At 46.7% G+C, this 19,541-nt stretch carries 18 protein-coding genes; 9 read left to right on the plus strand and 9 right to left on the minus strand.

Features of this window, described 5'->3' with window-relative positions:
• Positions 1–34: 34 nt before the first annotated feature.
• The 3 genes from WKT20_RS06600 to WKT20_RS06610 are packed head-to-tail and all read right to left on the minus strand — an operon-like array spanning position 35 to position 5,474.
• A complete protein-coding gene (locus WKT20_RS06600) occupies positions 35–1,357 on the minus strand; it encodes a TolC family protein (protein WP_340417063.1) in 1,323 nt (440 codons plus the stop codon).
• The gene (locus WKT20_RS06605; RefSeq protein ID WP_340417064.1) at positions 1,354–4,386 is read right to left on the minus strand and encodes an efflux RND transporter permease subunit; all 3,033 of its coding nucleotides are present in this window, start codon (positions 4,384–4,386) and stop codon (positions 1,354–1,356) included. Before WKT20_RS06605 ends, WKT20_RS06600 begins: the two co-directional genes overlap by 4 nt.
• An 11-nt stretch (positions 4,387–4,397) precedes the next feature.
• Positions 4,398–5,474: an efflux RND transporter periplasmic adaptor subunit gene (locus WKT20_RS06610; RefSeq protein ID WP_118163876.1), complete on the minus strand. Its 1,077-nt coding sequence runs from the start codon at positions 5,472–5,474 to the stop codon at positions 4,398–4,400.
• Positions 5,475–6,206: 732 nt separating this feature from the next.
• Between WKT20_RS06610 and WKT20_RS06615 the strand changes: the two genes are divergently transcribed.
• The 3 genes from WKT20_RS06615 to WKT20_RS06625 are packed head-to-tail and all read left to right on the plus strand — an operon-like array spanning position 6,207 to position 11,934.
• A complete protein-coding gene (locus WKT20_RS06615) occupies positions 6,207–7,355 on the plus strand; it encodes an efflux RND transporter periplasmic adaptor subunit (protein ID WP_117701726.1) in 1,149 nt (382 codons plus the stop codon).
• A 6-nt stretch (positions 7,356–7,361) separates the two neighbouring features.
• Positions 7,362–10,502 carry an efflux RND transporter permease subunit gene (locus WKT20_RS06620; RefSeq protein ID WP_117670388.1) on the plus strand — a complete coding sequence of 1,047 codons (3,141 nt, stop codon included), beginning with the start codon at positions 7,362–7,364 and terminating at the stop codon, positions 10,500–10,502.
• Positions 10,483–11,934 carry an efflux transporter outer membrane subunit gene (locus WKT20_RS06625; RefSeq protein WP_445323266.1) on the plus strand — a complete coding sequence of 484 codons (1,452 nt, stop codon included), beginning with the start codon at positions 10,483–10,485 and terminating at the stop codon, positions 11,932–11,934. Before WKT20_RS06620 ends, WKT20_RS06625 begins: the two co-directional genes overlap by 20 nt.
• A gap of 75 nt (positions 11,935–12,009) precedes the next feature.
• Here the strand turns inward: WKT20_RS06625 and rsgA are convergent, their stop codons facing one another.
• A complete protein-coding gene (gene rsgA, locus WKT20_RS06630; protein WP_117701725.1) occupies positions 12,010–12,987 on the minus strand; it encodes a ribosome small subunit-dependent GTPase A in 978 nt (325 codons plus the stop codon).
• A 35-nt stretch (positions 12,988–13,022) separates the two neighbouring features.
• Entirely contained in the window at positions 13,023–13,583 is a 561-nt protein-coding gene (gene frr / locus WKT20_RS06635) for a ribosome recycling factor (RefSeq protein WP_007559793.1), read from the minus strand.
• Positions 13,584–13,757: 174 nt separating this feature from the next.
• On the opposite strand from frr, the gene WKT20_RS06640 reads away from it, so the two are divergent.
• The gene (locus WKT20_RS06640; protein WP_118163883.1) at positions 13,758–14,282 is read left to right on the plus strand and encodes a histidine phosphatase family protein; all 525 of its coding nucleotides are present in this window, start codon (positions 13,758–13,760) and stop codon (positions 14,280–14,282) included.
• A gap of 65 nt (positions 14,283–14,347) precedes the next feature.
• On the opposite strand, the gene pyrH is transcribed toward WKT20_RS06640, so the two are convergent.
• Positions 14,348–15,058 (minus strand): UMP kinase, encoded by a 711-nt coding sequence (gene pyrH / locus WKT20_RS06645; RefSeq protein WP_340417066.1) that lies wholly within the window; start codon positions 15,056–15,058, stop codon positions 14,348–14,350.
• Positions 15,059–15,234: 176 nt separating this feature from the next.
• Between pyrH and WKT20_RS06650 the strand changes: the two genes are divergently transcribed.
• The 3 genes from WKT20_RS06650 to WKT20_RS06660 are packed head-to-tail and all read left to right on the plus strand — an operon-like array spanning position 15,235 to position 16,358.
• Positions 15,235–15,696, plus strand: coding sequence for a CD225/dispanin family protein (locus WKT20_RS06650; protein ID WP_118163885.1), 462 nt, complete (start codon positions 15,235–15,237; stop codon positions 15,694–15,696).
• 22 nt (positions 15,697–15,718) lie between these two features.
• Complete coding sequence (locus WKT20_RS06655; RefSeq protein ID WP_118163887.1) at positions 15,719–15,979, plus strand: CD225/dispanin family protein; 261 nt, start codon at positions 15,719–15,721, stop codon at positions 15,977–15,979.
• Positions 15,980–15,983: 4 nt separating this feature from the next.
• On the plus strand, positions 15,984–16,358 hold the full coding sequence (locus WKT20_RS06660; RefSeq protein ID WP_118163889.1) for a DUF2752 domain-containing protein: 375 nt from the start codon (positions 15,984–15,986) through the stop codon (positions 16,356–16,358).
• A gap of 4 nt (positions 16,359–16,362) precedes the next feature.
• On the opposite strand, the gene WKT20_RS06665 is transcribed toward WKT20_RS06660, so the two are convergent.
• From WKT20_RS06665 to WKT20_RS06675, 3 genes are read right to left on the minus strand one after another with little or no spacing between them, the layout of a single operon-like run.
• Complete coding sequence (locus WKT20_RS06665) at positions 16,363–17,670, minus strand: MATE family efflux transporter (protein ID WP_118163892.1); 1,308 nt, start codon at positions 17,668–17,670, stop codon at positions 16,363–16,365.
• The gene (locus WKT20_RS06670; protein WP_118163894.1) at positions 17,667–18,404 is read right to left on the minus strand and encodes a biotin--[acetyl-CoA-carboxylase] ligase; all 738 of its coding nucleotides are present in this window, start codon (positions 18,402–18,404) and stop codon (positions 17,667–17,669) included. Before WKT20_RS06670 ends, WKT20_RS06665 begins: the two co-directional genes overlap by 4 nt.
• 19 nt (positions 18,405–18,423) lie before the next feature.
• Positions 18,424–18,792, minus strand: coding sequence for a YraN family protein (locus WKT20_RS06675; protein WP_340417067.1), 369 nt, complete (start codon positions 18,790–18,792; stop codon positions 18,424–18,426).
• A gap of 73 nt (positions 18,793–18,865) precedes the next feature.
• On the opposite strand from WKT20_RS06675, the gene WKT20_RS06680 reads away from it, so the two are divergent.
• Both WKT20_RS06680 and WKT20_RS06685 read left to right on the plus strand, forming a co-directional pair.
• The gene (locus tag WKT20_RS06680; RefSeq protein WP_007559774.1) at positions 18,866–19,099 is read left to right on the plus strand and encodes a hypothetical protein; all 234 of its coding nucleotides are present in this window, start codon (positions 18,866–18,868) and stop codon (positions 19,097–19,099) included.
• Between the two features lie 3 nt (positions 19,100–19,102).
• On the plus strand, positions 19,103–19,537 hold the full coding sequence (locus tag WKT20_RS06685; protein ID WP_007559773.1) for a nucleoside deaminase: 435 nt from the start codon (positions 19,103–19,105) through the stop codon (positions 19,535–19,537).
• Positions 19,538–19,541: the final 4 nt, after the last annotated feature.

Raw genomic sequence — 19,541 nt, forward strand, 5'->3', positions numbered from 1 at the left:
TGTCCGACAAAGGTAGGAAAAATTACTGAATATCTTATTTCAGATATTGTGTAACCTTTCCGCTGAGCTGTAGTAAAGAGATTTCGCACATCTTGGTATCGTATTCGGCAGAAAGAATTCGTTCTTCGGCATCAAGCAGACTTTTTTGTGCTTCACGCATTTCAATACCCGATAAGTCACCCAGTAGGTAGCGTTCTTTGGCGATTTCATGGTTTTCCTTGGCAGAAACCAGGTTTTGACGTTCCAGTTCCAGCAGGCGAAGGTTGTTTCGGTAAGCCTGCCACAGGTTGCTCAGGTCGGCCCGTAAACTTTGTTCCAGTTCATCACGGGCAAATTGTGCGTTGCGGATAGCCAGGCTGGCATTTCGTTTTTCCCGTTTCCGGTTACCGTCGAAGATATTGAATCCGATAGTGACACCTCCGCTGAATCCCCAGTTGCTTCGTTGGCGTGTGGCATTTACGTCGTATTTGTTGAGGGTGTATCCGTAACCTGCATTCAGTTGTACGTACGGATAATTACGTGACAATACCTTTTTATAATCCAACTGAGCCAATACGGTGTTTTGGTCCGCTTGCAATAAAGAAGCGTTGGTTTGAAGGGCCCCTTCCCACAAATCATTGAATTCCAGGCTTTCGTTTACGTCAATCACAGAATCTTTTACACTGAGTGGGCGGTCCATGTCCTTGGCGGCCATCAGCTCATTGAGATTGATACGCGAGGTGTGTACCAGCTCTCTTTGTTTGATATACTGCGCACGGTCAGCATTAAAGTCGACGGTGGCCTGTTGATAGTCCAGTCGGGAGAAATTTCCGATATGATAACGTTCTTCTACGATACGCAGGCGTTCTCTGGACAGCGACACAGCATAACGGAAGTTTTTCAAGCGGATTTCCTGTTGGATGTAATTATAATACTCAGCAGTAAGACTGGCAATGAAATCTTCAATGGCAATTCGGGTGTTGGTGGCACCTTGACGTTCCAGTTCTTTCAGTTGTTTGTAAGTGGTGCTGATGTTGAAACCGTCAAAGATGGTCCAGTTCAAATCTACTCCAGCATCCAAGGTCTGGTCATACACACCACGAAGCTTGGTAGTTTCACCTGTAGCCCGTGCCTGCGTATTGCTGTTGTCTGCATTTCCGGTATATCCGGCAGTCAGATCCACAGTGGGCAAGTAACCGGCATTTCCTAATGTCGCATTGTTTTTGCTCATCTGCTCCTCGTTGCGGGTGATGCGGAGTGAATAGTTGTTCGCCAGTCCCTCTTCCAGGCACTGTTTTAGCGTATAGGTGTATTGGGCTTGTGTGGTTATTCCACCTCCCAGCAGACATATCATGAAATAAATAAGCCGTTTCTTCATTTTCTTTCTTTTTTAGCACGGTTTGTCGAAATATACGAATAGATAGCAGGTACAATGTACATGGTCAGGAAGGTAGATACCAACATACCACCCACTACAGCTACTCCCATGGCAATGCGCTGATTGGCTCCTTCTCCCGAGGCAAAAGCCAGCGGCAGCAAGCCCAGGATGGTAGAAGCACTTGTCATCAGGATGGGGCGTAAACGCTGAAGGGCAGCATCGCGGATAGCCTGCATCTTGTCTTCACCTGCTTCTTGCTTTTGGTTGGCAAACTCTACAATCAAAATACCGTTCTTGGCTACCAGACCAATCAGCATGATGATACCAATCTGACTGAAAATGTTCATGGTAATGTCTCCAAAATACATGAATACCAACGCTCCGGCAATGGCCAGAGGAACAGTCAGCATGATGATGAATGGGTCCTTGAAACTTTCAAACTGTGCAGAAAGTATCAGGTAAATCAGTACGAGTGCCAGAATAAAGGCAAACATCAGACTGGAGGAACTTTCGCGATATTCCTTTGAGTCGCCCGACAAAGCCGTACGGAAGGTGTCATCCAGTACGTTGGCTGCAATCTTATCCATCTCGTCCAGACCGTCACCAATGGTTTTTCCTTCAGCCAGTCCGGCAGAAATCGTAGCTGAGATAAAACGGTTGTAGTGATACAGTTTGGGAGGCGCTACGGCTTCTATGAATTCCACCAGGTTATCCAGCTGAATCATTTCACCCTTGTCGCTGCGAATATAGATGGATTTAATATTGGCGGGTTGGTTGCGTTGTTGGCGGTTAATCTGACCGAGAATTTCATATTGCTTCCCGTTCATGTAGAAATATCCCATACGCTGTCCGCTTAATCCGTATTGCAAAGTTTCTCCAATGTCGCGTACGCTTACTCCCATGGTACCCGCTTTGTCGCGGTTGATGGTGACACGCATTTCCGGACTACTGAATTTCAAGTCTACGTCGGCCATCTGGAAGGTCGGGTTGTCGTACACTTGTGCCAGGAACTCCGGTAGAACCTCCTGTAGCTTTTCGATGCTGACAGCCTGTAGCACGTATTGTACCGGCATGCTGGCTCTTCGGCCACCGAAAGAAGATTGCTGCTGCACGAAGGAACGTGCTTTGGTGTGGGTACGGATGGCTTTCGAAATCTGTTCGGCCACCTGCATTTGTGTATAGTCGCGTTCCTTGATATCTTTCAAGGTAATCTGGATGTTTCCGCTACCACTGGATACGCGGGCGGAGACGAAGGCGGCATCCGGAACGATTGAGTCTACCAGCGTGTTGATCTCTTCCGTATAATCGCGTATGTACTCATAGCTGGCCCCTTCTGCCGCACGGGTTCGGATATTGATTTGTGAACGGTCCTCCAACGGAGCCATTTCTGCAGGAATTTCTCCCCATAAATAACCGATGAGCCCTAAGGTGATAATAGTAAACGGAATGGCAATGACACGTTTCCGGAGGAAGGCGTTGAGCGAACGTGAGTAGATACGGTTCATTCCTTCAAAGAAAGGCTCTGTCTTCCGATAGAACCAGTTTTGCTTTTCCCTGTGTTTCAAAAGTTTGGTAGCAAGCATCGGGGTGAATGTCAGGGCTGCAAAAGAAGAGATGATAACCGAACCGGCTACCACGAAACTGAATTCCCTGAACAGACGTCCGCTAGTTCCTTCCATGAACACAATCGGGATAAATACAGCCGCCAGCGTAATGGTAGTAGAGATGACGGCAAAGAAGATTTCCTTGGCTCCTTCAATACCGGCTTCAAAAGGCTTCATTCCCCGTTCGATGCGAATATAAATATTTTCCGTCATAACAATGGCATCGTCCACAACCAGTCCCACAGACAAGACGACAGCCAGCATCGTAAGCACGTTGATGGAGAATCCTGCCACGTACATCACGAAGAATGCTCCAATTAGGGAAACCGGAATCACGATACAGGGTATCAGTGTCACGCGCCAGTCGCGCAAGAAAAGGAAAATGATGATGATAACCAGTACAAAAGCTTCGTATACCGTACTCTCTACTTCTGCAATGGAGGCGCGGATGAAGCGGGTATTATCGAAGCCGTAGGTATATTCTACGTCATCGGGTAAGTCCTTCTGCATCTGCTCCATACGTTCGTACACGGCATCTGCAATATCAATGTGGTTGGCTCCCGGCTGAGGGATAACTACCACACCGACCATGGGCACACCGTTCATTTTCATATAGCTTTTGATGTCGGCAGGTCCCAATTCGGCATACCCGATATCACAGAAGCGTACTACCTGTCCATTCTGTTCCTTTAAGATGATGTTGTTGAATTCTTTAGCCGTATGCATCTGTCCCATGGTGCGCAGGGTAAGCTCCATAGTATTTCCTTCGATACTTCCTGAAGGAAGTTCCAGGTTTTGGTCGTTGATAGCATTCTTGACGTCTACAGGCGTGATTCCGTAACCAGCCATTTTTACCGGGTCCAGCCACAGGCGCATGGAGTAACGTTTCTCTCCCCAAATGGACACGCTGCTGACATCCGGAATGGTCTGTAACTGCTCCTTGACCGTTAAATCGGCTATTTCACTCAGTTCCAGCAGTGAACGGGTATTGCTTTGGATGGCTACCATCAGGATGGGGCTGGCATCCGCATCGGCTTTGGAAACGGTAGGAAGGTCACAGTCACGTGGCAGGTAACGCTGCGCACGTGATACCTTGTCGCGCACATCGTTGGCGGCTGTTTCCAAATCCACTGACAACTCAAACTCTACCGTAATACGGCATTGTCCCTGCTGGCTGGTACTCGACAGGGAGCGGATACCCGGAATACCGTTGATGTTCTGCTCCAGAGGTTCCGTAATCTGGTTTTCAATGACTTCCGCATTCGCTCCCGGATAACTGCAGGTCACTGAGATAATCGGGTTATCCACCGACGGATATTCACGTACTCCTAAAGTCGTATAACCAATCAGTCCGAATAGCAGGATGATGATGGTGAGTACGGTGGCCAGTACCGGCCTTCGTATACTAAGTTCGGATATGTTCATACGGCAGAAGGTTAGTTGATTTGGTCAAGAATTACCGGCATGCCGGTACGTAGCTGCAAGGTACCGGAAGTAAGTATGGTATCTCCTGCAGACAGGCCTTTTAATATTTGTACTTCTGCTTCCGTGCGGATACCTATCTCTACATCCACTGGTTCAGCCAGTCCCGAACGGTACAAGAACACCTTGTTCTTTCCCATTTCCGGCACGATGGCTTCCGAGGGGATGGCAATGGCATCTTGAATTTCCTGTTGTTTCAGCGCGATGTCTGCATAACGTCCGGGGAGCAGTTCTCCATTTCGGTTCGGATAGAGGGCACGTACGGTCAGAGTATGTGTTTCCTCATTGATACGTGACTCAGTTGCATATACTTGCGAATTGAAAGTTTCCAGCCGTCCTTCAATTTTAAAGGTCAGGTTGGTACCTTTCTGAATCTGTCGGGCATAACGTTCCGGCACGGCAAACTCTACTTTCAACGGAGTGATTTTAGTCAGCTTGGCAATGACCGTAGTCGGAGAGGCATAGGCTCCCAGACTGACCTGTCGCAATCCGATGATACCGTCAAACGGAGCGCGGAGTTCCGTCATGGCAATATTGGCCTTTACATTTTCTATGTCGGCATTGAGGGTGGCCAGTTCTGTTTTTACCTGTTCGTAGGCTTCCTTACTGACCGCATCGCGTTGCAGCAAGGCATTTTGGCGAAACACGCGGTCTTCAGCCAGTGGCATTTGGGCTTCCAGGCGTTTCAACTGAGCCTGTAGCTGGCTGTCGTTCACTTTGGCCAGCAACTGTCCCTTTGATACGAAACTACCTTCTGTAAATTCGATGCTGGTAATTTTTCCGGAGGTTTCAAATGACAGATCCACTTCTTCGTCCGGCATCAACTTTCCGCTTACGAACAATTGGTCCGTAAGCAGATGGGGTTTAATAATCTTCGCATTTACATTCAGCGCTTTATTTTTGTCGACTGGTGATTTCTTTTCGGCTGCAGTCAGTTCCTTGTTCTCTCCGGGAGTAAATGTGTGAATGCCCAAAGCGGTCAGCCCTGCACCTACCAAAACGATAATTCCCCATTTGATTCGTTTGTCCATGTGTTTATTAGAGTCTGGTTAAATAATTATTTGGCAAACATATTGATTTATTGAAAGAATACCATGTTTTTTATATTTTTTATAGTTAAAAGAACCCTTTTAGGGAAGTGAAATCGTAATTATCGGGAAGGGATTTGTGAAAAATAGAGACTGAAGTTGTTAATTTTATAGAAAAATGAGAATCGCTTTTTTATATTCGTTATTGTACTGCTATCTTTGCATGCCGATTGTGTATTTATACTATGTTATCTCATATTGTTAGAAAAAATAAGTTTTTCCGGGCCTTATGTATGATGATGTTGTTACTCATACATTTGGATGCGTATGCGTATGAGGTAATAAGTGCATGTCAGATTGATACACAAGAAGAAATGACGATACCTTCTGCCGCTGATACCTTTCAGGAAGAAGATACCAATATCCTTGAGTGGGAGGATTTATCTTATTCAAAAACCTCTGTGCGTTCTTTTTTCTGGTGGTTTGTATTAGGTTCGCTTCCTTCATTTTTCATTTGCTTTCGAAACTTTATTGCTGATATTTCTGTAATAGTCCGTACTGTATCCTTACGCGTATTTCCTGTACGCCCGTATGTGACTTTTTGTACCTTATTGATTTAGTCTTTTCGCGTATTGCGTGAAAAAAAGCGTGTTCCGGTCTGGTGTTATACCCGATCGGAAGGTTATTCTTGTTTTTTTTTATCAAATTACATAGTAATCTTTATTTTGTCATCTTATGAAAAATTTTCTTCACAAGGTTGCAATCTGGTCATGTGTGGCCGGACTGTTGCCTGCCTGTCAGTCGTCAGGCGAAAAACAAGTAAAGAGTAAGGAAACCATACCGGTGACGTTACTTCAACCTACTACTATTGATTTGCCGCGGTCGTATGTGGCCGATATTCAGGCGATTCAGTTTGTGGAAATAAAGGCTCGTGTAGAAGGCTTTATCCAGCAGGTATTGGTCGACGAAGGTCAGCTGGTGAAAAAAGGACAGCCCATGTTCCGTCTGAATTCGGAGAATTATATGGAGGTGCTTAAGGCGGCTGAAGCTAACTACAAGCAGACACAGGCCCAGTTGGAACTGGCGAATTATGAAACTGAACGCGTACAGCGTCTAGTGGATAAACAGATTATTTCACCGATTCGTCTGGACCAGGTAAAACGTGAGCGGGAAGTAGCTCGAATGAAAGTAGAGCAGGCGCGTGCAGAGATGCAACGGGCGCAGATGGAATATAGTTACACCACGATTACCGCTCCTTTTACCGGCTATGTAGACCGTATTCCTTATAAGGTGGGAAGTCTGGTGAACCCGGAAAGTCTGTTGACTACCGTGAGCGATATTTCAGAAATCTTTGCTTATTACAAGGTAAATGAAAGCGAATACTTGCGCTTGAAACGTGCGCAGTTGAGTGGAGAAAACTTGCAGCAGCTGGATAACGTGGAGCTGATTTTGCCCGATGGGTCGGTGTATTCATATAAAGGAAAGCAGGAAACGGTGGAAGGTGACTTTGAACGGGGAACCGGTTCTATCGCATTCCGTGTACGCTTTCCGAATCCTGACGGACTGTTGAAGCATGGAGTAACCGGAAAGGTATGTATGATGACTCATATGGAGGATGTGTACATGATTCCTCAGAAATCGACCTTTGAAATTCAGGACTTTACGTATGTGTATTTATTTAATGAAGAAGGTAAGGTAGAGGTGCGCAGCTTTAACCCGATTGAGCGTTTCCAGAACTATTATGTGACGCAGGATTTTCCGGCGGGTACGACAATTGTGTACGAGGGTGTGCAGTTGGTGAAAGACGGTATGCAGATTAAGGCAGACACCATTCCGTTTGAAGATGTGAGAAAGGAATTGAAGTTGAATATGTTGCAAAGATAAGGGCCTATGTTTAAGTTGTTTATTCGTCGCCCGATTCTTTCGGCAGTTATCTCTGTCATCATCGTTTGTTTGGGAGGTCTGGCATTGGTATCGTTGCCTATTACGCAGTTCCCGGATATTGTGCCTCCTTCGGTAACGGTGACGACCCGTTATACAGGAGCTAGTGCTGATGTGATGGCAAAGACAGTAGCTACTCCGTTGGAACGTGCCATTAATGGCGTACCGGGCATGACCTATATGACCACGGTATGTACGAATGACGGTATGTCGCTCACAACCGTTTATTTTAAGGTTGGAACCGACCCGGATGTAGCCGCAGTAAACGTGCAGAACCGTGTGACCACCGTACTGGATGAGTTGCCCGAAGAGGTAATCCGTGCCGGTGTGGTGACAGAGAAAGAAGTGAACAGTATGTTGATGTACTTGAATGTGTTCAGTACAGATACCACGCATACGGAGAAGTTTGTGTATAACTTTGCCGACATCAATGTGCTTCGTGAGTTGAAACGTATTGACGGAGTGGGGCTGGTAGAAATCATGGGAAGCCGTGACTATGCCATGCGTGTATGGTTGAATCCGGCTCGTATGGCAGCCTATAACTTGGTGCCGCAGGATGTAACGGATGCTATCCGTCGGCAGAACATTGAGGCAGCTCCCGGAAAGACAGGTATCAGTTCTGATAAATTGCCTCAGCAGCTACAGTACGTATTACAGTACACCGGAAAGTTCAGTACCCCCGAAGAGTATGGGGAAATTGTGCTCAAGGCTTTGCCCGACGGTTCGTTGCTGCGTCTGAGGGATGTGGCTACCATCGAATTTGATTCTGAAGATTATAATATGGTATCTATGACCGACGGACGTCCTTCTGCCTCTATTATGATTAAGCAGCGTCCGGGCTCCAATGCACGTGAAGTGATTGAAAATATCAAGCAGCGCATGGAAGAAATCAAGGAAAGTAGTTTTGCTCCCGGTATGGACTATAATATTGCATATGATGTATCCCGCTTTCTGGACGCTTCCATTACTTCTGTGTTGAAGACCTTGTTGGAGGCTTTCTTGTTAGTATTTGTCGTGGTGTATCTTTTCTTGCAGGATTTACGTTCTACACTCATTCCGGCCATTGCCGTACCGGTTTCTTTGATTGGAACCTTCTTCTTCATGCAGATGTTAGGTTTCTCCATTAACATGCTGACCTTGTTTGCACTGGTACTGGCCATCGGTATTGTGGTCGATAATGCGATTGTGGTGGTCGAGGCTGTTCATGTCAAGATGCACGAAGAAAAGCTGAGTCCTTATAAGGCATCTGTAGCCGCTATTAAAGAAATTGGTGGAGCCATCATTGCCATTACGCTGGTCATGTCGGCGGTATTCGTGCCGGTGGGCTTCATGGAAGGTACGGTAGGTATTTTCTACCGTCAGTTCTCTTTGACATTGGCTGTGGCTATCGTGATTTCGGGTATCAATGCGCTTACGCTTTCGCCTGCACTTTGTGCCTTGCTACTCCGACCGGCAGGTCACGGACGCAAGAAAGCTACCTGGCTCCGCAAGTTCTTTGTGGTGTTCAACCGCCGTTACGACCGTTTTGAACGCAGCTATCAGTTAGGATTGCACAAGTATTTAGGACGGAAATCTTTTACTTACGCTACGTTAGTGTTGTTCTTCCTGGCTACGTATGGCATCAATTTGGTACTTCCTACCGGATTTATTCCGAATGAAGACCAGGGTATGATTTATGTAAATGTGGATGCCCCTCCGGGAGCGACGGTGGAGCGAAGCGAAAAGGTACTGAATCAGATTCAGGCTGCTTTGCTGCCTTTTGATGAGATTGAAAGTATCTCTACACTGGCCGGCTACAGTTTGATGACGGAGACAGAAGGAGCCAGCTACGGCATGGGTATGATCAACCTGAAAGCTTGGGATGAGCGTGATAAGGGAGTAGAGGAACTGATGCAGCTGTATAAGGAGCGTACTTCTCATATCAAAGACGCCGACATACAGTTCTTCTTGCCACCTTCCGTGCCCGGTTTCGGTAATGCCAGTGGTTTTGAGCTTCGTTTGCAGGATAAGACGGCAGGCGATTTTCATGATTTTGCGGAAGTGGCCAATACATTGGTGGAGAAGTTGAATGCCGACCCGCGTCTTCAGGGAGTTACGTCTGGTTTTAATCCGAACTTCCCGCAGTATTTGTTGAAAGTGGATTTGGCAAAAGCCGCCAAGTTAGGTGTAGACTTGGATAAGGCCATGGAAACCCTCCAGGCTTATATCGGAAGTTTCTATTCGTCCAACTTTATCCGTTTCGGACAGATGTATAAGGTGATGATTCAGGCTTCACCGGAGTATCGTATGAATCCGGAGGATTTGTATCGCCTGTATGCGAAGAACAACGATGGCAATGTAGTGCCTTATTCAAACTTTATGACCATGGATCGTGTGTTCGGGCCCAGTCAGATTACTCGTTATAACATGTTTACTTCTGCCTTGATTACGGGTGAAGGAGAAGGAGGAATCAGTTCGGGTGAGGTGATTCAGGCCGTAGAAGAAATCAGCAAGGAAGTGCTTCCCCGTGGTTACGACGTGGAATGGTCAGGTATTACCCGTGAGGAAAAGGATTCAGGCGGACAGACCATATTGATTTTCGGAATCTGTCTGTTGTTCGTGTACTTGCTGTTGGCGGCACAGTATGAAAGTCTGCTGTTGCCTTTCCCTGTCATTCTTTCGTTGCCTGCGGGAATCTTCGGTTCTTATTTCTTCCTGCAACTGGCCGGACTTGAGAACAATATTTATGCACAGGTGGCTCTGGTTATGCTGATAGGTTTGTTGGGTAAGAACGCGATTTTGATTATTGAGATGGCCAACCAATATCGTCAGAGCGGACTTTCGATTATGGAAGCTGCAGTGAAAGGGGCAGTAAGCCGTCTGCGCCCTATCTTGATGACTTCGTTTGCCTTTATCTGCGGATTGATTCCGTTGCTGGTAGCCACTGGAGCAGGTGCGTTAGGAAACCGTTCCATCGGTACAGCCGCTGCCGGAGGTATGTTTATTGGAACCTTTGTAGGAATCTTCCTTGTACCCGGTTTGTATATCTTGTTTGAAACCTGGTCGTCTCGTTTAAAGACCGATAAAAAATATGATGAAGATGAAGACTAATAGTTTACGAAATTATATCGCAATTGCCGTTGTTATACTGTTGTCGAGTGGCTGTAAGTCGCCTTCTCTCCTTTCGGAAGAGAAGGTGGCTCTGCCCGAGACTTTTGTCGGGGGAACCTCGGACACGCTGAGTATGGCCAACTTGTCATGGAAAGAATTCTTTCCGGATACCTATTTAAAGGCATATATTGATACGGCACTGGTAAGAAATCATAGCTTCCTGCAAACCTTGGAGAGGGTGTCGCTTGCCCGTGAACAATTACGGGTGGGCCGGGGCGCTTTGCTGCCTGAAGTATCTTTAGGCTTGAGTGCCGGTGTGCAGCGTTTTGGTGAATACACCATGGATGGGGTAGGAAACAGTACGACCAATACCCCTGATTTGGCTAAAGACAAGCATATCCCTGATCCTTATAAAAACTTGAATTTAGGTGTAAGCTTTCAATGGGAAGCCGATGTATGGGGAAAACTGACAGATAAAAAACGTGCAGCAGCATTTCGCTGGATGAATTCGCTGGAGGCTGCGCGCTTGGCACAAGTCATGTTGGTTTCTGAAGTGGCTTCGCAGTATTATCATTTGGTGGGGCTGGATAAGAAATGTGTCATCCTGAAAGAAGAAATCCAGAAGGCACAGGAATCTTATGAACTGACCAATGAGCTGATGAAGGAAGGTGAAGTTTCCCGTTTGTCAGTCGACCAGTTCCAGTCGCGTGGACTGAAGTTGGAAGAAATGCTTCTCGATACGCGTCAGCAGATTACAGAAGCAGAACGTGCATTGGCTCTGTTGTTGGGAAAATTGCCTTTTGAAATCAAGCGTTCCACTTTTGAGGAAATTTCGGAATCGCAATTCCCCGTAGCTTCCGGTATACCGGCCCAGTTACTGTGTAACCGTCCGGATGTGAAAGCTGCCGAACTGGAACTGTTGGCTTGTAAGGCGGATGCTTCTGCTGCCCGTAAGACTTTCTTCCCTTCCTTGCTTATCGGGGGAGGTGGCGGGTTCAATGCCTTTGATTTGAGTAAATGGTTTGTCTCACCTGCTTCTTTGGTTTATGATTTGGCAGCAGGTATCAGTGCTCCTCTATTCAAGCGGCATGAAATCAGGGCTTTGTGGAATGAATCGAAAGCACGTCAGCGTATGGCATTGCTGGAATATCACCGGGTGGCATTGAAATCCTATCAGGAAGTAGCCGATTTGCTGGAGGCATCTGAGCGGATGGACGAACGTAAATTGTTGAAAGCCAAGGAAAGTCGTGTGCATCGCCGTTCCATTGAGAATGCGAACGAATTGTTCCGTACCGGTTTTGTAGGTTATCTGGACGTGTTGTCAGCTGATGAACGCTATTTGGATTGCGAGCTGGAACGTATCGACTTGAATGTAGCTTATTGTCAGCTTCATACCCTTCTTTACCGTTCTTTGGGAGGAGGACGTTTCTGATATTACCCTATATTATAAAAACAGCCCCGCTCTGATGTTAACATATTATCGGAGCGGGGCTGTTTTTATTTGCTGTTAGTATGCGGAACGGTATTTTCCTTCTTCTTTATCTTCTAAGATATTCAGGTAGGAAGTGTACCTTGATTCACTGATGTAGTGATTTTCTACGGCTTCACGTACGGCACATCCAGGTTCATGGCGGTGGGTACAGTTGCCATATTTGCATTGGGCAGAGAATTCAAAGATTTCTTTGAAATAGTGTCCCACCTCTTCGTCTTTCATGTCAAACGTACCAAATCCCTTGATACCCGGTGTGTCAATGATGTATCCGTCGCCTGCCACCGGAAACATTTCTGAGAATGTGGTGGTGTGCATACCTTTGTTATGTGCGGTGGAGATTTCTCCTGTCTTGACGTTCTGTTCGGGCAGGATGGCATTGATGAGGGTGGATTTTCCCACACCGGAGTGGCCGGAAAATAAGGTTACTTTTCCTTCTAATGCCTGTTTGATTTCGTCTACTCCCGTACCGTCTAAGGCAGAAATCCGGTAACACGGGTAGCCGATGTGCGTGTATAAGTTTGTCAAGCCATCCAGGTAATGCAGTTCTTCTTCCGTATAGCGGTCTACCTTGTTGAATACCAGGCAGACTGGCACTCGATAAGCTTCTGCAGAGGCCAGAAAACGGTCAATGAAGACTGTCGAAGTCTCCGGATAGTTCACTGTAACCACCAGCATGCACTGGTCCAGATTGGCTGCAATGATGTGTGACTGTTTGGAAAGATTGGAAGAACGGCGGATGATGTAATTTTTCCGGTCTTCAATTTCAGTAATGAATGCGGTTCCCTCCGCATTGACATTGATTTGTACACGGTCGCCCACCGCAATGGGGTTCGTGCTGCGTATTCCTTTCAGGCGGAAATTTCCTTTTATCTTACATTCAATCAGCTTTCCCTCGTCCGTCTTGACCAGGTACCAGCTTCCCGTATTTTTAATGACCAGACCTTTTTCCAAAATGAATATGTGCAAAATTAAAAAGAGGAGGGAAGAGACCATAAGGACTCTTCTCTCCTCGTGTATGGTGAATAAGATTATACTGTCATGATTTCTTTGTCCTTGGCAGCCAGCATATCGTCAATCTGCTTGATGTACTTGTCGTGTACTTTTTGCAGTTTGGCTTCCGAGTTCTTCTGTTCATCTTCCGGCATACCATCTTTTACGGCTTTTTTCAGTGCATCGATGGCGTCGCGGCGTGCGTTGCGCACACTTACTTTTGCAGTTTCACCTTCACCCTTGCACTGCTTGCTCAACTGTTTACGGCGTTCCTCTGTCAACGGCGGGATACCGATACGGATGATTTCACCGTTGTTTTCCGGCATGATACCCAGTTCAGAGTCGATGATAGCCTTTTCAATTACGCGAAACATGCTTTTGTCCCACGGCTTGATGGCGATGCTGCGCGCATCAGGAGTAGTTACTGCTGCTACGTTATTGATGGGCACCATGCTTCCGTAAGAATCTACGCGGATACCGTCCAACAAACGTACGTCAGCCTTTCCGGCACGGATGTGAGCCAGTGACTCATCCAGGTACATGACTGCCATATCCATTTTCTCTTCAGCTTCGCTGATAATTGTTTTAGAATCTGCCATATATTTCTTGCATTTATAGGTTTTATATTCGTTGATAAGTATTTATGTGAACAAAAATAAGCTATTTTTTATTTCCTTGCAATACTTCTGAAAATAAGTTTGTGTCTTCCGGTTTCGGAAATATCCTGAAAAACTTCTTATCTTTGTTTTATCACTATAAAACAGCACGGTTGTATGATTACACTTTATTTGGCGCGCCACGGGCAGACGGTGGAGAACCTGAGCCGTATTTTTCAAGGGCACTTGCCCGGTACATTGACAGAAGAAGGAAAAAAACAGGCGATGGAATTAGGAGAGTCCCTGCGGGATATTGCACTGGATGCAGTGGTCAGCAGTGATTTGCAACGGGTAGTGGATACCGTGCAACTGGCTGTTGGGAGCCGGCAGCTGCCTTGGCAACAGACTACGTTGTTGAGGGAAACAGACTGGGGGCCTTGGACTGGATTGTCTGTGGGTAGTGTCGATTTAAGTAATCCTCCTGCTGGAGTGGAAACTCGCCAGATGATGTACGACCGGGCCGGCACTTTTTTGGACTATCTGTGGCAGCATTATGACGGAAAACGTGTGTTGGTAGTGGCACACGGACAAATCAATCGTTGCCTGGAAGCCCGTATTACAGGTGTTTCGCTGGAGGAACTGTGTACGGTTCCACTGATGAAAAATGCAGAACTTCATCGTTACGAACTGGCACGTGAATAAACAAAAACGGCAAGACCAGGATGCGTTTCCAGTCTTGCCATATATTTTTTGATTCAAATGAATAATCAGTTGTGTACCAGCGTACCGATGCTTTCGCCAGACATTACCTTTTTCAGGTTGCCCACTGTATCCATGTCGAATACAATAATTGGCAGGTTGTTTTCCTTACACATACAAGTAGCGGTCAGGTCCATTACTTTCAGTCCTCTTGCCAGTACTTCATCGTAAGTGATGTCATCGAACTTGGTGGCAGTCGGATCCTTTTCCGGATCGGCAGTATAGATACCGTCCACGCGCGTACCTTTCAGCATCACGTCGGCTTCAATTTCAATACCTCTCAATGAAGAACCAGTGTCTGTAGTAAAGAACGGATTACCTGTTCCGGCCGACATGATTACTACTTCTCCGTTTTCCATGGCTTCAATGGCTTTCCATTTGGTGTAAAACTCGCCGATGGGTTCCATGCGGATGGCTGTCAGTACGCGGGCCTTTACACCGGCTGCTACCAAGGCAGAACTTAATCCCAGGCTGTTGATAACCGTAGCCAGCATACCCATCTGGTCACCTTTCACACGGTCGAATCCTTTTCCGGCTCCAGACAATCCGCGGAAGATGTTACCGCCACCAATCACGATACCAATCTGTACCCCCATGTCGTGGATTTCCTTGATTTGCTGTGCATATTCGCCCAGACGTTTTTCGTCAATACCGTATTTCTTTTCTCCCATCAAGCTTTCGCCGCTGAGTTTTAACAGGATGCGTTTGAATTTTGCCATAGTTCTTTTGTTTTAGTAATTTGGAACAAAGGTAGAAATAATTGGGGATATGTGGCGTATTTCAATGACGAAAAAGAATTGTGGATTGATATTTGTAAGTAATTTATTTTTACAAATATTCAGATTGTTTGCTTTTTTTGCTATATTTGTGTCTATAACTCAATAAATTTAAAGAAATGGATTATTATTTATTGATTGGTGGATTGAAGAAGGGCCCATTCGGCTTTGAAGAATTATTACAGAATGGGCTTACAGCTGATGTGCTGGTATGGCACGTAGGTATGACCGATTGGCGAAAAGCGTCCGAGATGGAGGAGTTGGGTGAGTTGCTGGCTCAATTGCCGCCTCCGCCCCCTAACACTTCTGCTGCGTCTCCTTCTGTACCGCCTAAGTCTTGGCTGGTGGAATCAATTTTAGTTACTTGTCTTTGCTGCCTTCCTTTTGGAGTGGTTGGTATTGTCTACGCTGCAAAGGTTGATTCCGCTTTTAATTCCGGTCGTTACAATGATGCCTTGCGCTATTCACAAACCGCTAAAAACTGGACTTTGTGGGGCTTTTTTGTCGCGCTAGGCTGCATTGTGTTGTACCTCCTTTTTTTAGGAATGATTGCATTGATTGGTAGTCAATCATTATATTAATGTTACTTTAAAAATTTAATCTATGAGTGAACAAGTATGTCCGAAAACGTGGATGGCAGAGTCTATCCTTGTTACAGTGTTTTGTTGCTTGCCTTTTGGTATAGCTGGAATTGTTTTTGCTAGTAAAGTGAGTTCGTTATATGCAGCAGGTAATTATGAAGCTGCTCTTCAGGCCAGTAAAGATGCCGGGAAGTGGACGAAGATTGGCTTCATTGTGGGACTGGTTGTAATCGTATTGTATCTGCTCGTATATGGAGCTGCATTCTTTTCGATGCTAAATTAAAGAAATGACTAAGCATTGGAAATACTTGGGAATAGGAGGAGGGATGATTCTGGCTGGAGTGGTATATTATACATTAAACCCAACTTCTTCTTCTCTTTTTCCCAAGTGTCCTTTTTTTGTATGGACCGGATGGAAATGTCCGGGGTGCGGTTCACAGCGGGCTGTTCATGCTTTGTTACATGGAGATGTGGCAGCAGCATGGGGGTACAATGCCTTATTGGTCGTTTCTTTACCGATTATCATAGGACTGTTTTATGTTGAGTCTATTCGTTCCAAGTACCCCAAACTTTATATAAAGGTACATCGGCCTCTTTTCATTTGGATTTATTTCTTTATTGTGATAGCCTGGTGGTTATGCCGCAATTGGATGGGGTGGTAGGTGTTTAATTTTTCCAGGGAAGTTTGTAGGAAAAATAGTAAAAGGCTTGCACAATGCCTCGCAGTGCCAGGTACACAATAAAAGCCATCCATAACGCATGATTCCCTAACGTGGTATGGAGTCCATAATAGAGTAGGAAGAAGCTGGCCGAGGCCACTAACATGGAGCGAAGCATCACGCGGGTAGCTGTGGCACCGATACAGATTCCATCGAGCAGAAAGGCCGAGAATCCTGCCAGCGGAATGGCCAGCACCCAATAGATATATTCCTCAGAAGCCGAAATGACAGAAGTGTCGTTGGTGAGCAAGCCGAGAAAACTTTTTCCTCCTGCTCCGTAGAGTAACGTGAACAGTAGTGACAAGGCGATTCCCCACTTAAAAAGATGTCGTATGGTCAGTCTTAGCGACTGGTCGTCTTTGGCCCCGATGTATTTTCCGGTCAGCGCCTCTCCTGCGTAGGCAAATCCATCCATGAAATAAGAAAAGAGGGTGAATAGCTGCATCAGCAGGGCATTCACGGCCAATACCACATCCCCGTAGGCCGCACCTGTAGAGGTGAAGAAGACGGTAACTGCAATCAGGCAGAGCGTACGGAAAAAAATATCCCGGTTTGCCTGGAAGAAACGCTTCATTTCCATACGGTCGAACAGGGCTTTCTGGCGAAGGTATTTTCGGAGCGGACGGTAATAAGTCAGCCAGAGCAGACAGGCCATACCCAGTCCGGCATATTGTGCTACGAGCGTGCCTAATGCCACGCCTTCTACTTTCATCTTCAGTACGAATACAAAAAACAGGCTGGCTGCTATATTGACAATGTTCTGGGTGATGGCGATGAACATTGGGAAACGGGAATTCTGCATGCCGATGTACCAGCCCGTGAAGCCATAGAGCCCTAAAGTGGCCGGTGCCCCCCAGATACAGATGTGGAAATATAAGGTCGCTAATTGCCGGACCTCCTCGCTGGTGTCCATGCACATAAATGCGATATTTCGTATCGGATATTGCAGTAACAGCAAGGCAAGCGCCAGTAACAGACTGATGCTCAGTGAACGAAGCAGGATACGCGTCACTTCCTGCAGGTCATGTCTTCCATAAGCCTGTGCCGTAAGTCCTCCGGTCCCCATGCGGAGGAAACCGAACAGCCAGTAAATTATATTGAACAGCATGCCTCCCACCGCAATGGCACCAATGTAAGATGCGGCTCCCAAGTGGCCTACAATGCTGACGTCAATCAGACCTAACAGGGGAACTGTGATATTGGAAACGATGGAAGGAAGGGCGATGTGAAGAATCTGTCGGTCTGTACGTGTCATAAGATGTATTCCACTTCCTTAAATAAATATCCCCTTGTCTGTCCGTCCTCGTCTTCCAGTATCAGTCGTCCGTTCGGTTCGATGTCGGCAATGCGTGCCCGGAAGTCCCCGTCTTTATCGCGGAACAGATGTAATCCTTCTTTTCGGTAAAGCGCCTCCTTGTAGCGTGTTTCCAGCACTTCTGTCCGGTTCTCTTTCAGAAGTTGATAGTACTCCGTCACTTTTTCTATAATCTGTTCCAGTATCTCCCGCGGGTTATATTGGTTGCCCGTAATCTGGCATAATGATACCGGATTAGGGGCATCGCTGAGAAAACGTTCTTGGTTCAGGTTGACGCCGCTACCCGAAATGGAACGGCTGATATGGATGCCTGTCAGGTCATTTTCGATCAGTGTGCCGCAAATTTTCTTGTCTTTCCAGTAAATATCGTTCGGCCATTTGATGGAAATGCCTTCTGTGTAGGTGGACAGTACATCGTGCAGTGCCAGGGCGGTCACTTGTGAAAGGTAGAACTGACGGTGTGCCTCCAGAAAATCCGGATAAACAACAAAACTGAAGAGCAGGTTCTTTCCGGCTTCCGACTCCCAGCTGTTGCCGCGCTGGCCGCGTCCAGCCGACTGGAAAGATGAATACACGGTGGTCAGTTCCGCACACACTTCTTTCTGGCAGAGTGTCGCCAGATATGTGTTGGTAGAAGTCGTTTCTGCCAATATAATAGGTTCAGGATATGTCATTGTTTTTTCTGTTTCAAAGTTAGTTCCACACGGGCGGGAAAAAGGCGTCCTCAATGTGTTCTATGTGGAGGGGAGGGCGGTTTCCTACTACCGTAATAATATCAAAGCGAACTGGAAGGTCAATGGCAAACTTTCGGACGTATGCATCCGTAGAGGCTACGATGCTTCTTATCTTACGCCTGTCCACCGCATCCTCCGGCTGTCCGAAACAGGCATCGCTTCGCGTCTTTACCTCCACAATGACCAGTTCACCGTCTTTCTGTGCCACGATGTCCAGGTCACGGTGTCCGGAGTGCCAGTTTCGATGCCTGATTTCATACCCTTTCTCCAGCAGGTACTTCACGGCCGCATTTTCTCCTTCTTTTCCCAGTTCATTATGTAATGCCATTTTTCCGCTTTTTCGCAAAAATACGCATTTTTATGCTTCCATTTTAACAGAATACGCTAATTTTGCACCGAAGATGGTAAATAGCGGAAAAAAAAGAAAAAAAGTACCAGTCAGTAATCCTCCCCGCCGCCAGCGGATGGTTTGTCTGATGAGCGAAGAAGAGGTGCGAATTGTAGACCGTTATCTGGAGAAATACCAGATAACCAACAAGGCACGCTGGCTTCGCGAGACTGTATTGGCTTTTATCCATCAGAATATGGAGGAAGATTATCCTACTCTTTTTAAGGAACACGATATGCGCAGATAAGTTATGGCAGACGATTCTTTTTACATGAAACAGGCTCTGGCTGAGGCCGCACGGGCAGCAGAAAGAGGAGAGGTTCCGGTGGGAGCCGTGGTAGTCTGCCGTGACCGTATCCTGGCGCGTGCGCATAACCTGACCGAAACACTGCACGATGTGACAGCCCATGCCGAGATGCAGGCACTTACTGCCGCTGCCAATTCGTTAGGAGCAAAATATTTGACAGACTGCACGCTCTACGTTACTGTGGAGCCTTGTGTGATGTGTGCCGGTGCCATTGCCTGGTCGCAGGTCGGTCGGCTCGTTTTCGGTGCAGAAGACGAGAAAAGAGGCTACCAGCGCTATGCACCTCAAGCCTTGCATCCGAAGACCGTGGTCGTGAAAGGGGTGCTGGCCGATGAATGTGCCGGGCTGATGAAAGATTTCTTCCGGAAGAGGAGATGATGGT

This window comes from Phocaeicola sp. ICN-14070 (assembly GCF_037892625.1).
Classification (GTDB): Bacteria; Bacteroidota; Bacteroidia; order Bacteroidales; family Bacteroidaceae; genus Phocaeicola; species Phocaeicola plebeius.